Source organism: Ruminococcus sp. AM26-12LB, assembly GCF_003480785.1.
Classification (GTDB): domain Bacteria; phylum Bacillota; class Clostridia; order Lachnospirales; family Lachnospiraceae; genus Blautia_A; species Blautia_A fusiformis.
In genome coordinates, this window is the sequence record NZ_QUJX01000003.1 from 137,018 (window position 1) to 150,829 (window position 13,812).

Genomic DNA, 13,812 nt, shown 5'->3' on the forward strand with positions numbered 1-13,812 from the left:
AGGTGCTTAGTATGGGAGTTACTATAAGGCAGATCGCGGAAGCTGCCGGTGTTTCCAGAGGTACTGTTGACAGAGCGTTAAATAACAGGGGCAGGATCCGTCCGGAGGTTGCTGAGAGGATCCGTGCCATCGCTGATGAGATGGGGTATAAGCCGAATCAACTGGGCCGTGCTCTATCCATGAGCAGAAATAATATTAAGATCGGCGTGATCCTGCAGGGTGCGGAAACACCTTTTATGAAAGAAGTTCTGAAGGGAATCCAGGAGGCGTGCGCTGAGGTGGATAATCTTGGTGGTACAGTCCTGGTCCATAAGATCGAGCATCAGAATGCGGAGGATGTTATTCTCGCCATGGAGAAGATGCGGATGGAAGAGGTTAGTGGTATTGCCATGGTTCCTTTGGATGAGGAACGTGTGAAAAGGGAAATTGACCGGTTTGTAGAGGAATTTCGGATCCCGGTGGTGACGTTTACTTCGGATGTGGAGGATACGAAACGGCTTTGCTTTGTAGGGCAGAACGGTGTGCAGTGTGGCCGTGCGGCTGCGGGGCTTATGGGGGAGCTGACCGGTGGAAAAGGAAAGGTTGCTGTGATTTCCGGCTATAGTACCAATACTTCTCTGAGCAGCAGGGTGGTTGGATTCCGTGAGGAAATTGCGCGGAAGTATCCTGGGATTGAGATCATTGGGCCGGAGTATTGCTTTGAGGAGAATGGCAGGGCCAGGGAGATTACGGAAGGGATATTTAAGGATGTTCCGGATCTTGACGGGATATATCTTACTTCTCATGGGGAGGAGGGTGTGTGTGAGGCAATCGCCGGAGCGGGGAAAGCTGGTCAGGTGAAGATGGTTGCCAATGATTTTATGGGGCGGAATTATGAGCTGATGAGGGAAGGGTTTATTCATTTCCTGATCGGGCAGGATGCCAGGATACAGGGGTATGAGCCGGTGATGATTTTGTTCCGGCTGCTGTTTAATGGGGAAGCGCCGGAGAGGGCGAAGATTTTTACGGAAATATATATAAGGAATGAGTATACGATTCCGGAGGGGAGACACTGAAGTGGGGTGTCTCCTTTTTTTGTGCGGAGGGACGCCGCGGAAGGGGATGCTGTCTGGTCTGCGGCTTCGTTGGGGGCTGGCTTCTAGGACGCCGGAAATCTGCTAAAAGCGTTTTTCAAAAGTCCGAACTCGCGGCCTGCTGCCGCTCAGACAGCGGACTTTTGAAAAACAACGCAGATTCCCGCCGTCCAAGAATCAGCTCCCCTCCTGCAGAAGCAGAGCCAGACAGCATCCCCTTCCGCGGCTGGTGTTTCCAGCGAGAAAAAATGTCGTTTGACGATAGGTTGTGGGTCGTCAGCGCTGCGCTGGACGACTGCAAGGGCTGAGTTTGCGCCTGTTTGCAGGGAGAGTTTGGGCATCGGCGCTGTGCTGGATGTTTGAAGGGATGTGAGCTGTGATGCTGCGCTGGATGTTTGAAGGGATGTGAGCTGTGATGCTGTGCTGGATGTTTGAAGGGATGTGAGTTGTGATGCTGTGCTGGATGTTTGGATGGTGGTGGGGTGTGAGAGGTTTGGGGTGATTATATGGGGATGTGTTGGAGATGTTTTCGGCGAAGTTGACCTAAAAATATTACATATTGTGGCTAAAAATAGTTCTCGTCATTTTTAATAGAAAAAAGATGGTAATATTGTACAATATTAGGGGTTGCGATTTGTGTGTTGCGATGATATTATATTAAGCATAAAGAGCGTGTTCGGACACGCAAAGAGATTACATTGGGAAAATAAATCAAAAGGAGATCAAAACTATGATTAAAGTTGGTATTATCGGAGCAGGTAGAATTGGTAGAGTTCATATTACCAGTATCACAACAAGGGTGCCGGATGCGGTGATCAAGACGGTTGCAGATCCTTTCTTAAATGATGAGACTGCTGCATGGGCTAAGAGCATGGGTGTTGAGCACACGACTAAGGATTATAAGGAGATCATCAACGACCCTGAGATTTCCGCAGTTCTGATCTGTTCTTCTACAGATACTCATTCTCCGATTTCTGTAGAGGCTATCAAGGCTGGCAAGCATGTTTTCTGTGAGAAACCGATCGATCATGACATTGCCAAGATCAAAGAGGTTATCGATGCTCTTGAGGGCACAAATCTGAAATATCAGGTTGGTTTTAACAGAAGATTTGACCATAACTTTGAGTCTCTTCAGCAGGCTGTTGCAGCTGGTAAGGTTGGTAAACCGGAGATCATCAAGATCACTTCCCGCGATCCTGAGCCGCCTAGCATTGATTATGTTAAGGTTTCCGGTGGCATGTTCCTGGATATGACAATTCATGATTTCGATATGGTTCGTTATCTTGCAGGCTGCGATGCTACAGAGGTTTATGTTCAGAGCGCAAATCTGGTTGATCCGGCTATTGGTGAGGCTGGGGATGTTGATACAGCTGTTATCACTCTTCAGATGGAGAATGGTGCTATTGCTGTTATCGATAACTGCAGAAGAGCTTCCTATGGCTATGATCAGAGAGCTGAGGTTTTCGGTTCTGATGGTATGGCTGCTATTTCCAATGACAGCCAGTCTTCCACAGTGATCAGCAATGCTGAGGGTGTTACAGGTGAGAAGCCGATGTTCTTCTTCCTTGAGAGATACATGGATGCTTATGGTAAAGAGGTTGCAGCATTTATTGATGCGATCGTTAATGACAAAGAGACACCTCTTAATGTTTATGATGGTCTGAAACCGGTATTAATGGGTCTTGCAGCTAAGAAATCCAGTGAGGAGCACAGACCGGTTAAGATTTCTGAGATTATGGAATAATTCAAATAAAAAGGAGAATTGACCAATGTTTGATAAGAATAAAGTAAAGCTTGGTATTGCACCAATTGCATGGACAAATGATGATATGCCGGATCTTGGCAAAGAGAATACTTTTGAGCAGTGCGTCAGTGAGATGGCTCTTGCCGGTTTCACAGGCTCCGAGGTGGGCAACAAGTATCCGAAGGATCCTGAGGTTCTTAAGAAGGCTCTTGAGCTTCGTGGTGTTGAGATCTGTAACCAGTGGTTCTCAAGTTTCCTGATCACCAAACCGTTTGAGGAGGTTGAGAAGGAGTTCCGTGCACAGCTTACTTTCCTGAAAGCTATGGGTGCGAAAGTGATCGGCGCATCTGAGCAGAGCCACAGTGTTCAGGGCCAGATGGATACTCCGATTTTCGGACATAAATATGAGATGAATGACGAAGAGTGGGATACCTTCTGCACAGGCATGAACAAGCTTGGTAAGATCGCAAAAGAGGAGTATGGTATTGCTCTTACTTTCCATCATCATATGGGTACTGTTGTACAGAGCCTTGCTGAGGTTGACCGTATGATGGAGAATACAGATCCTGAATATGTAAGTCTTCTTTTTGATACCGGTCACTTTACATACTGTGGAGAGGATCCTCTTGAGGTTGTAAAGAAATATGTTCACAGGATCAAACATGTTCATCTGAAGGATATCCGTCCGGAAGTTGTTGAGCAGGTTAAGAAAGAAAACATGAGCTTCCTTGCAGGCGTAAGAGCCGGTGCCTTCACGATTCCGGGAGATGGATGCATCAACTATGATCCGATCTTCAAGGTTCTCGAGGATGCAGGCTACGAAGGATATATGGTTGTTGAGGCTGAGCAGGATCCGGCTAAGGCTAATCCGCTTGAGTATGCGATCCGTGCAAGAAAATTCATTGCTGAGAAGACAGGCTTATAATTACGACAGGGAAATAGGTGCATGCTGATGTACAGTTAAGCGGAATAAAGATGTCCGCTTTGCATAGAAAAAGCGGTATCAGCCAGTAGTGCTTTGACACCGCTTTTTTCTGTAAGAAGATGCAAACAGTGTACGATAAACAGGACAGGAGGGCCGAATCATGGCACTTGTGAAAATGAAAGATCTGCTGAGATGTGCCGAAGAGAAAAATATTGGCTGCGGTGCTTTCAGTGTTGGTAATATGGAAATGGTAAGAGGTGCGATCCGCGCAGCAGAAGAACTGGATACTCCGATCATCCTTCAGATCGCGGAGGTGCGTTTGAAAAATTCTCCGCTTCACCTGATGGGACCGATGATGGTACAGGCTGCAAAGGAGGCTAAGGTGGATGTGGCTGTCCATCTGGATCATGGTCTTACTTTTGAGACGGTTGACAAGGCTCTGGAGCTTGGCTTTACATCGGTTATGCTGGATGCTTCTACGCTTCCTTTTGAGGAAAACATCGCCAGAGTAAAGGCCGTTGTGGAGAAAGCACGTAAATACGGCGCTACAGTTGAGGCTGAGCTGGGATTTGTGGGCGGAAGTGAGGATGGAAGCTGTGACCACGGTATCCGCTGCACAGATCCAGATGATGCGGTCGTTTACGCAAGAGAGACAGGTATTGATGCGCTTGCAGTTGCCATCGGTAATGCCCATGGTAATTATCCGGTAGCGCCGACGCTTGCTTTTGATGTATTGGAGAAGATCCATGAGAAAGTGGATATTCCGCTGGTTCTTCATGGCGGCAGTGGTATCACTGATAAAGATTTCCAGAGGGCGATTTCTCTTGGCATCCGTAAGGTGAATATTGCCACAGCAAGCTTTAACAGCCTGACAGCTCATGTGGAGAAATATATGGAATCAACAGACAAGCATAATTTCTTTGACCTCAATGATGCTATGGTTCAGGGTACTTACGAGAATGTGAAGAGACATATTCTTGTATTTAATGAGCCATATCAGGAGTAGGCCAAGGATTTTCTTGTAAAAAAAGAAAAGGTCTGATAAGATGTTCTCAGTGAAAATAACTGGGAACATCTTTTTTGTGCCCATAAAAGAGGAGAGATAAAAATGGAACAGAAAGAGACTGTCTGTTCAGTTGCGAAGAAATGCGGCGGTTGCCGTTATCAGGGTGTATCCTACCAGGAGCAGCTTCGCAGGAAACAGAGAATTACAGAAGGCCTTCTGAAAAAATTCGGAAAAGTAGAGCCGATCATTGGAATGGAAGATCCCTATTATTACAGAAACAAAGTTCATGCAGCTTTTGGCCGTGACCGGAAGGGAAACGTAATTTCCGGGATTTATGAGGAGAAGAGTCATAGGATCGTTTCCGTAGATGACTGTATGATCGAAGATAAAAAAAGTCAGGAGATCATCCGTACCATACGTGGTATGCTGAAATCCTTTAAGATCAAGACTTATGATGAGGATACAGGATATGGACTTCTCCGCCATGTGCTTGTGCGGAGAGGCTTTTCCACAGGAGAGATCATGGTGGTATTAGTTACGGTTTCTCCAATATTTCCATCTAAGAATAACTTTGTAAAAGCTCTCCGTAAAGAGCATCCGGAGATCACTACGGTGGTTCTCAATGTCAATGACAGACAGACAAGCATGGTACTTGGAGACCGCAATATCGTACTTTACGGACCGGGATTCATCAAAGATCGACTTATGGGACTGACCTTCCGTATTTCTCCATCTTCTTTTTATCAGGTAAATCCTGTGCAGACAGAAGTACTTTACGGAAAGGCTATGGAGTTTGCGGCAATGACAGGAAAAGAGAGGGTGATCGATGCTTACTGCGGCACAGGTACTATCGGGATCATCGCTTCCGGGAATGCCAGGGATGTCATTGGTGTAGAACTGAACCGTGATGCTATCCGTGATGCCAGAATGAATGCCAGGGAAAACAAGATCCGTAATGTTCGTTTTGTTCCGGGAGATGCAGGATGGTTTATGGAAGGAATGGCAGCAGAGGGAGAGAAGGTGGAGGTTGTTCTAATGGATCCGCCACGTTCCGGAAGTGACCGTAAATTCCTTCACTCCCTTTTGACTCTTTCACCGGAAAAAATTGTTTATGTATCCTGCAACCCGGAAACCCTAGCAAGAGATCTTGCCTGCCTTACTAAGAGAGATTACCTGGTAAAGAAGATGCAGCCGGTTGATATGTTCCCGCTCACCGATTCAGTGGAGGTTGTTTGCCTTCTGGAGAATCGTAGGACCAGACCGGGAAGAGCTTAGATTTTTGGCAGCTCACAGTGATATGCGATGCCAAGGGGCGTAACAAGAAGCGGATGGACCGGACGGTATACCGGAAGCTTCAGCCTCTTTTCAAAAACGGTAGTAAATTCCTTAAACATGGAAGAACCGCCAACTACATAAACAGCCGGAACCTGATAGCCCTTTAGAAATTTCTCGGTGATCACAGCCATTTTTTCTACAGTGGCCTTGATCACAGGGAAAATTTCGTCTTCTTTTTCCGGAGTAGTTTTCAATACTTCGGCTTCCTCATAAGGGATCTTATAGTGACCGGCGACTGTCATGGTCATATGGCTGCCGCCAGTAGCCTCATCATCGGTGTAGATAACTTTTCCGTCTTTCAGGATGCTGATACCGGTTGTGCCGCCACCCACATCCACAACAGCACCGTCTGTGATCTTAAGGACAGCAGCTGCGGCAGTAGGCTCGTCCACGATATTTGTAACTTCGAAACCGGCACCCTCCAGAACATAGCCGATGCTTTTGACACTGCCTTCGGAAACTCCGGGAGGAATGGCAGCAGCACCGTAAGTAAGTTCTGTGCCAAGCCTTTCCTCCAGCTCATTTTTAAGCTTTGTCACAAGCTGGACAGATTCATAGTAATTGACGATCACTCCATCCTGGATCGCATGGGATGGTGCGGAAATTCCGGCTATGGGACGGTTATTTCGGTCGACAACGGCAAGAACGGTATTGGCAGTACCAAGGTCGATGCCTGTCTTCAGACGACCGCGGAATTTTTTGCATTCACCTGTCTCTACAAGTTCTGCAAAATTGGATAAAGTTCTGTTTTTTAATTCCATTCAAAATACTCCATTTCTTTCAGACAGGGACAAAAAGAATTTTGCCCCTGATATAAATTCTAATAATTGCGGCCGGTAAAGATGGCAACGGATCTGGGCCGCATGCAGAAATCGTGTTCAATGCGTGGCTCCTGGCCTTTTTCGTAGAAATAACGGCCATTTCCGTCACCGAACGTGTTGACACAGAGATACCATGCACCGGGACGGGCAAGCTCCGGAAGTGTGACCGTTACGTCCTCCCAGTATGCGTTGATCACAATGTAGATCAGGTCATCAGTGCCTTTGCTCTTATTATAGCCTGCAAAGCTTACAGCGAAGGTGTGGGCATCTCTTGGAATGGTCACATCCCTTGCGTCAATGTTATGAGTGTGGATATTTTCCATACCGCATACTGCGTTGGGAAGCTTCCGGGAGATAACAGGGTGGTCTTTACGGAACCGGATCATAAATTTGAAAAATTCAAAAAGATCGTGATTTTTCTCCAGAAGCTTCCAGTTGATCCATGAGGTTTCGTTATCCTGACAGTAGGTATTGTTATTTCCGTGTTTTGTGTTTCCGAATTCATCACCTGCAAGGAACATCGGGGTTCCGCGGCTGGACATCAGTACAGCACAGGCATTCCGTATCATGCGGAAGCGGAGGGAGAGCACTTCAGGGTTGGTGGAATCGCCCTCTTCTCCACAGTTCCAGCTGCGGTTATCGTTGGAACCGTCGGTGTTATTCCAGCCGTTTGCTTCGTTGTGTTTTTCATTGTAGGAATAAAGATCATACATGGTGAAGCCATCGTGGCAGGTAAGGAAATTGACACAGGAATTGTATCCTGCATAATTGTCATTATGATCAGAATAAAAGCCTCCGTACAGATCACCGGAACCGGAAATACTCCATGCAGCGTCCCAGGCATTCCAGAAATCTCCCTTCAGGAAGGAACGGAGGCAGTCACGGTAACGGCCATTCCATTCAGCCCATCTGCGGCTGGCAGGGAAAGAACCAACCTGATACAGCCCGCCGGCATCCCAGGCTTCTGCGATCAGTTTGACATTTCTAAGGACCGGATCGTAAGCGAGAAGCTCCAGAAGGGGCGGATTGTTAAGTGGAGAACCGTCCTCATGGCGTCCGAGAATGCTGGCAAGATCGAAGCGGAAGCCGTCCACACGGTAGTTGATGGTCCAGTAACGTAAGCATTCAAGAATCATCTGACGTACAATGGGATGGTTACAGTTCAGAGTATTTCCACATCCGCTGAAATTGTAGTAATTTCCCTCTGGAGTCAGCATATAATAAACCTTATTGTCAAAGCCCTTAAAGCAGAAGGTTTTTCCCAGCTCGTTTCCTTCGGCGGTATGATTGAATACAACATCAAGAATTACTTCGATGCCATTTTCGTGGAGCTCACGGATCAGCTCTTTCAGCTCAGTTCCCTCACAGTTATGCTCCGGCTTGGAAGCATAGCTGGTGTTTGGAGAAAAGAAGTTGACAGAATTGTATCCCCAGTATTCCAGAAGCCGTTTGCCATTTACAGTACGGGCATTCATATTCTCGTCGAACTCGAAGATCGGCATCAGCTCTACGGCGTTGATCCCCAGTTCCTTGAGATAAGGGATCTTTTCACGAAGACCGGCAAAGGTTCCCGGGTGCATAACACCGGAAGAAGAATCCTGTGTAAAGCCGCGGACGTGAAGCTCATAGATGATCAGGTCACTGATCTTACGGGTGGATTGCGGCATGTCTTCCCAGTCAAAGGAATCACGTACCACACGGGCATGATAGCTTCCGATCTTTTGCTGGCCCCATTCACGCTGACCGGCAACGGCTTTGGCATAAGGATCAAGAAGAACCTTTGTTTTATCGAAGATGTGACCCTTTTCCGGTTCGTAAGGACCGTCAATGCGGTAGCCGTACTCCAGATCTTCGATGTCCAGTCCCATGACGATCATGGAGTAGACATCACCGATACGACAGGCATTGGGAAAAGGAAGGACTGCGAAGGGTTCCTCTTCTCCGGAGTGGAAAAGAAGAAGCTCGCAGGATGTACCGTGGCGGGTATGTGCGGTAAAGTTGACTCCGTTGGAAAGAGGAGTAGCGCCATTTAATTCAAAAAACCCGGGACGTACAGGAAATCCCGCAATAATATCTGTGGGCCGGGATGTCAGTGTATTCTCAGAGAGCATAGTCTGATTCTGTGTTTTCATTTCCGGTATCCTCCTTGGTGAAAATTTTTTTACAAACAAAAATATTATAACTGATTTTCAGAAAAAAGTACAGGCTGGGTTGTTGAGAACAAAGTGAACAGCAGCATTCCAATAACGCGGGAACCTTCGGGAAAATCTTCTTGAGGTTTTTGACGGGAAGGCTTACAATATGAACCAGAAACTTTGAAAATGTAAGGAAAGGAATAATAGCAGTATGAATGAAGAAACACTGGAGATTTCTTTTGACCAGATAGAGAAAGAACGGGGGAAATATCTTCTGATAGATACCCGTGATAAAGTAACTGTAGAATATGGAATGATCCCGGGAGCAATCTCTGTTCCGGAACAGGAACTGGAAGAGCGGGCAGAAGAACTGAGGGGGGATAAGATCCCGGTCCTTTACTGTACAAGAGGGCTTTTCAGCCAGGAGGGTGCAGAGATGCTCCGGGAAAAAGGAATTCCCGCACTGAGCCTGAAAGGTGGATATACAGGATGGCTTTTTCAGCAGATGCAGAAAGAATCCGGTAAAGAGAACAGTGAAGAAGAGGAAAATGATGCAATGGAACAGCGGCGGAAGGATATCGAGCTGAGTATCCGCAAAAAGTTCCATAAGCAGCTGTTTTCCAGATTTGCCAGGGGAATCAACGATTATGAGCTGGTGAAGCCGGGAGATAAGATAGCAGTCTGTATTTCCGGTGGTAAGGATTCCATGCTGATGGCCAAACTGTTCCAGGAACTGAAGCGTCATAACAAGTTTCCCTTTGAACTGGTGTTTCTTGTGATGGATCCGGGATATAATGAGGCAAACCGTGCGGTGATCGAGCACAATGCCAGGCTTCTCGGGATTCCGATCACAGTGTTTGAGACTGAGATCTTCGATGCGGTTTATAATATAGAAAAATCCCCATGCTATCTCTGTGCCCGTATGAGAAGGGGCTATCTTTACAGCAAGGCAAAGGAGCTTGGCTGCAACAAGATCGCTCTTGGACATCACTATGATGATGTGATCGAGACGATCCTGATGGGAATGCTTTACGGAGCGCAGGTACAGACTATGATGCCGAAGCTCCATAGTACAAATTTTGAGGGAATGCAGCTGATCCGTCCTATGTATCTGATCCGGGAGGCAGATATCAAACACTGGAGAGATTATAATGACCTTCATTTTATCCAGTGTGCATGTAAATTTACCGATACCTGTACTACCTGCCGTACAGATGGTACCAGTGTTTCCAAGAGAATGGAGATCAAGAATCTGATTGCAGAACTTAAGAAGGTAAATCCACATGTAGAAAGTAATATTTTCCGAAGTGTGGAAAATGTTAATCTTCATACAGTTATCGCATACAAAAAAGATGGAGTGAAACATTCTTTTCTGGAAGGGTATGAGGACTGACAGATATAAATAAAAGCTGCTCAGGCGTTAGCCCGGGCAGCTTTTACTTTTTCCCGCTGTTTGGTAAGATCATAATATTCATCAGAGATGATCCCGCGACTGGAAAGTGCTTCGTAGGTTTTCTGCTGTGCGGGGGTCATCTTCATTCCGATCGTGGAATTGACATCGGTCAGTACGCAGCTTGTTTTTTCTACCAGCCAGAAAAGTGCGGAATCATCATCGGGGATCATTTTCCAGATTTCGTTTTCTGTATATGGAAGAAGGGACATGAGAGTTTTTAAGTGTCCATCCTGGATCAGACGGTAATCCCCGTCCGGCATGATGATGCCATCGCCATAGAGTTCTTTTTTCTGTTCCATTTTCTGCAGAAGTTTTTCTGTGAGTTTCATGATCGGCTCCTTGATCTTTATTATTTCAACAGTTTTCAGGCACTGCTTTTTTATGAAGTTAAAAAAATAACAATCAGCGTCTATTGTATGAAGCGGCGACAAAAATGTCAAGAGGTTAAAAAGATTTTCGATGCTTATGAATGATTTTTGTTGTGCAATTTGTTTGCTTTTGTGAGGCTAAAGGTTAAAATTATGTAAAAATTATCGTAAAATAAGATCTTCTGTGGTATAATATGAATATTCAAAAAATTCAAGGAAGGACGATGCAGATGTTGAAAAACTGGAACCCGGAACAGATTCCGGAAAAAGAGGATATCAAAGTGCGTTTAAGCGCTGCAAGAACCAGATTATATGAATTGCAGATGGCTCTGAAAGAGCATAAGATTCCGGTGATCGTGCTGTTTGAAGGCTGGGGAGCTTCCGGAAAAGGAAGTACCATAAGTAAGGTGATCAAGAATATCGATCCTCGTTTCTTCAAAGTTGCGACTATGTCAGCACCTACAGAGGAAGACCTTCGGAAACCATTTCTTTACCGATATTTCAGGGAAATCCCGGAAGCGGGCAAGTTTACATTCCTGGATTCAGGATGGATGGATCAGACCTGTCGTGAACGTATGGATAAAAAGCTGAAGGGTGACAATTATTCAAAACGGATTGACAGTATCCGGAGATTTGAACGTCAGCTGACGGATAATGGATATGTACTCCTGAAATTTTTTATGCAGATCGACCGGAAAGAACAGGAAAAACGTATGGGCATCCTTCTGGAAAGCAAGGATACCAGATGGAGAGTCAATGAATATGATCTCTGGCAGAATGATCATTATAAGAAGTGCAGAAAGATTTTCGACCAGTATATGCAGGATACCAATACATCTGCGGCTCCATGGTATATTGTCGATGCCGGTGACCGGAAGTGGGCAGAACTGCAGGTACTGGAAACCATGATCAGCAATATAGAGGTTGCCATGGAAAACAGCAAACATGCAGTGCCGATCCTGCAGAATGTTTTTCCTCTGGTGGAGATGCCCAGATTAAGCGAGATTCCTCTGGATGGAAAAGAAGTGGGGGATGAAGAGTACAAGGCAGAGCTTAAGGAACTGCAGGCAAAGCTTGGAAGTCTGCATAACCGTCTTTACCGAAAAAGAGTGCCTGTGATCATCACCTATGAAGGCTGGGATGCTGCCGGAAAGGGAGGAAATATCAAGAGGATCACGGAGGCTCTTGATCCCCGTGGATTTGAGGTACATCCTATCGCAAGTCCGGAGCCTCATGAAAAAGCCCGTCATTATCTGTGGCGTTTCTGGACAAGGCTTCCCAAGGATGGTCACATTGCCATCTTTGACCGGACGTGGTACGGAAGAGTGATGGTAGAACGTCTGGAGGGCTTCTGCAGCGAGAATGACTGGAGACGTGCCTACAATGAGATCAATGAATTTGAGAAGGAGCTTTCTGACTGGGGCGCTGTGATCGTGAAATTCTGGGTCCACATTGATAAGGACACCCAGCTTGCCAGGTTCAACGACCGCCAGAGCAATCCGGAAAAACAGTGGAAGATCACGGATGAGGACTGGAGAAACCGTGAAAAATGGGATCAGTATGAAACAGCAGTAGATGAGATGCTTCAGAAAACCAGTACTGCTTATGCACCATGGCACATTCTGGAATCCGTAGATAAGAAATATGCAAGGCTGAAGGCGCTTCGGATCGTGATCGAAGAAATTGAGAAAGCGCTGAAATAAGAGATAAAAGCTGCGGCAGGATAACAGATATTCTGCTGCAGCTTTTTGTCTGAAGAGAGATGAATCAATTCCGGAGATAGTTTCGCATACTGCGAAGAGCATGTTTTTCCAGTCGGCTGACCTGAGCCTGGGAGATACCAATCTCATCAGCTACCTCCATTTGGGTTTTTCCCTCGTAGAAGCGGAGATCGATAATGTGACGTTCACGCTCTCCAAGCCGGTTCATGGCATCTCGAAGAGAAATATCCTCCACCCAGTTTTCTTCCAGGTTCTTTTTATCACTGATCTGATCCATAACATATAGGGTATCTCCGCCTTCGGAATACACGGGCTCAAAAAGGCTTACCGGGCTCTGGATCGCATCCATGGCATAGACGATCATTTCCTTGTCGATACCGATCTCATCAGCGATTTCTGCAATGGTAGGCTCTTTGAGATGCTGCCGCATATAGTTTTCCCGGGTATAGATGGTTTTGTAAGCGATATCCCGCAGAGAACGGCTGACCCGTATGCTGTTGTTATCACGGAGATATCTTCGGATCTCTCCGATGATCATGGGAACTGCATAGGTGGAAAATTTTACCTGAAGAGTGGTGTCGAAATTATCGATCGCTTTGATCAGGCCGATGCAGCCGATCTGAAAAAGGTCATCCGGATTTTCACTGCTGTTCTGAAAACGCCGGATCACGCTTAAAACAAGCCGCAGATTGCCTTTGATGTACAATTCCCTGGCTTCTTCATCGCCAGCTTTGATTCTTTTAAAGAGCTCCGCCTTTTCTTCCTGATCGAGAACGGGAAGGGTTGAGGTATTTACTCCGCAGATTTCAACTTTATTCAGTGCCATCTTAGAATCCTCCTTGTCTTGTCAGTACATTAAGATGATTCTCAGAGGGCGGTTGAAATATACTTTTTCAGGGAAAATATAAAAAATAAAGGGCCTTGACAATAAGGAGGTATTTATTCTCCGGACAGCAGTTTTTCATTACGGAAATCAACAAGGATGATATCTTCGCCGATCTGGCGGATGCAGTCCCATGGAATGGAATATTCATTTTCTTTGGAAAAACACCAGCAAAATTTCCCCGGTTCCGGCATGATCAGGGCTTTCAGACGTGCGGTTTCACAGCAGAATTCCACATCAAGAGGGCAGCCAAGACTGCGGCAGGTATGGATATTGATCACTTCTTTTTGTTTCAGCTCACAGATGCGCATAAATTCATCACCTGGTATGATTTTATGGAAAATCTGT

12 protein-coding genes are annotated in these 13,812 nt (G+C 46.1%); 7 read left to right on the forward strand and 5 right to left on the reverse strand.

Annotated elements, in window-relative coordinates; all coding sequences use genetic code 11:
- Positions 1–11: 11 nt before the first annotated feature.
- From DW694_RS02875 to rlmD, 5 genes are all read left to right on the forward strand, one after another.
- Positions 12–1,055, forward strand: coding sequence for a LacI family DNA-binding transcriptional regulator (locus DW694_RS02875; protein WP_015524413.1), 1,044 nt, complete (start codon positions 12–14; stop codon positions 1,053–1,055).
- Positions 1,056–1,803: 748 nt separating this feature from the next.
- Complete coding sequence (gene iolG / locus DW694_RS02880; RefSeq protein WP_015524414.1) at positions 1,804–2,817, forward strand: inositol 2-dehydrogenase; 1,014 nt, start codon at positions 1,804–1,806, stop codon at positions 2,815–2,817.
- Between the two features lie 25 nt (positions 2,818–2,842).
- Positions 2,843–3,742, forward strand: coding sequence for a myo-inosose-2 dehydratase (gene iolE, locus DW694_RS02885; RefSeq protein WP_118752523.1), 900 nt, complete (start codon positions 2,843–2,845; stop codon positions 3,740–3,742).
- Between the two features lie 160 nt (positions 3,743–3,902).
- Positions 3,903–4,748: a class II fructose-bisphosphate aldolase gene (locus DW694_RS02890; RefSeq protein WP_118752524.1), complete on the forward strand. Its 846-nt coding sequence runs from the start codon at positions 3,903–3,905 to the stop codon at positions 4,746–4,748.
- Positions 4,749–4,850: 102 nt separating this feature from the next.
- Positions 4,851–6,023, forward strand: a complete 1,173-nt coding sequence (gene rlmD, locus DW694_RS02895) for a 23S rRNA (uracil(1939)-C(5))-methyltransferase RlmD (RefSeq protein WP_059085471.1) — start codon at positions 4,851–4,853, stop codon at positions 6,021–6,023.
- On the opposite strand, the gene eutJ is transcribed toward rlmD, so the two are convergent.
- Both eutJ and DW694_RS02905 read right to left on the reverse strand, forming a co-directional pair.
- Positions 6,020–6,844: an ethanolamine utilization protein EutJ gene (gene eutJ, locus DW694_RS02900; protein ID WP_015524418.1), complete on the reverse strand. Its 825-nt coding sequence runs from the start codon at positions 6,842–6,844 to the stop codon at positions 6,020–6,022. The two genes, rlmD and eutJ, sit on opposite strands and share 4 nt — an antisense overlap.
- Positions 6,845–6,903: 59 nt before the next feature.
- The gene (locus DW694_RS02905; protein WP_118752525.1) at positions 6,904–9,036 is read right to left on the reverse strand and encodes an alpha-amylase family glycosyl hydrolase; all 2,133 of its coding nucleotides are present in this window, start codon (positions 9,034–9,036) and stop codon (positions 6,904–6,906) included.
- 214 nt (positions 9,037–9,250) lie between these two features.
- Between DW694_RS02905 and DW694_RS02910 the strand changes: the two genes are divergently transcribed.
- Entirely contained in the window at positions 9,251–10,432 is a 1,182-nt protein-coding gene (locus DW694_RS02910) for an ATP-binding protein (RefSeq protein WP_092070442.1), read from the forward strand.
- 20 nt (positions 10,433–10,452) lie between these two features.
- Here the strand turns inward: DW694_RS02910 and DW694_RS02915 are convergent, their stop codons facing one another.
- Positions 10,453–10,821 (reverse strand): hypothetical protein, encoded by a 369-nt coding sequence (locus DW694_RS02915; RefSeq protein ID WP_015524421.1) that lies wholly within the window; start codon positions 10,819–10,821, stop codon positions 10,453–10,455.
- Between the two features lie 263 nt (positions 10,822–11,084).
- Between DW694_RS02915 and pap the strand changes: the two genes are divergently transcribed.
- Positions 11,085–12,563 (forward strand): polyphosphate:AMP phosphotransferase, encoded by a 1,479-nt coding sequence (gene pap / locus DW694_RS02920; RefSeq protein ID WP_015524422.1) that lies wholly within the window; start codon positions 11,085–11,087, stop codon positions 12,561–12,563.
- A 64-nt stretch (positions 12,564–12,627) separates the two neighbouring features.
- On the opposite strand, the gene sigG is transcribed toward pap, so the two are convergent.
- Positions 12,628–13,407 carry an RNA polymerase sporulation sigma factor SigG gene (gene sigG / locus DW694_RS02925; RefSeq protein ID WP_015524423.1) on the reverse strand — a complete coding sequence of 260 codons (780 nt, stop codon included), beginning with the start codon at positions 13,405–13,407 and terminating at the stop codon, positions 12,628–12,630.
- 113 nt (positions 13,408–13,520) lie between these two features.
- A complete protein-coding gene (locus tag DW694_RS02930) occupies positions 13,521–13,775 on the reverse strand; it encodes a YlmC/YmxH family sporulation protein (protein WP_015524424.1) in 255 nt (84 codons plus the stop codon).
- Positions 13,776–13,812: the final 37 nt, after the last annotated feature.

Bases quoted from the DNA above. Each gene is read 5' to 3' on its own strand.
- DW694_RS02875 (WP_015524413.1), top strand. From the start codon at position 12: ATGGGAGTTACTATAAGGCAGATCGCGGAAGCTGCCGGTGTTTCCAGA.
- iolG (WP_015524414.1), top strand. From the start codon at position 1,804: ATGATTAAAGTTGGTATTATCGGAGCAGGTAGAATTGGTAGAGTTCAT.
- iolE (WP_118752523.1), top strand. From the start codon at position 2,843: ATGTTTGATAAGAATAAAGTAAAGCTTGGTATTGCACCAATTGCATGG.
- DW694_RS02890 (WP_118752524.1), top strand. From the start codon at position 3,903: ATGGCACTTGTGAAAATGAAAGATCTGCTGAGATGTGCCGAAGAGAAA.
- rlmD (WP_059085471.1), top strand. From the start codon at position 4,851: ATGGAACAGAAAGAGACTGTCTGTTCAGTTGCGAAGAAATGCGGCGGT.
- eutJ (WP_015524418.1), bottom strand. From the start codon at position 6,844: ATGGAATTAAAAAACAGAACTTTATCCAATTTTGCAGAACTTGTAGAG.
- DW694_RS02905 (WP_118752525.1), bottom strand. From the start codon at position 9,036: ATGAAAACACAGAATCAGACTATGCTCTCTGAGAATACACTGACATCC.
- DW694_RS02910 (WP_092070442.1), top strand. From the start codon at position 9,251: ATGAATGAAGAAACACTGGAGATTTCTTTTGACCAGATAGAGAAAGAA.
- DW694_RS02915 (WP_015524421.1), bottom strand. From the start codon at position 10,821: ATGAAACTCACAGAAAAACTTCTGCAGAAAATGGAACAGAAAAAAGAA.
- pap (WP_015524422.1), top strand. From the start codon at position 11,085: ATGCAGATGTTGAAAAACTGGAACCCGGAACAGATTCCGGAAAAAGAG.
- sigG (WP_015524423.1), bottom strand. From the start codon at position 13,407: ATGGCACTGAATAAAGTTGAAATCTGCGGAGTAAATACCTCAACCCTT.
- DW694_RS02930 (WP_015524424.1), bottom strand. From the start codon at position 13,775: ATGCGCATCTGTGAGCTGAAACAAAAAGAAGTGATCAATATCCATACC.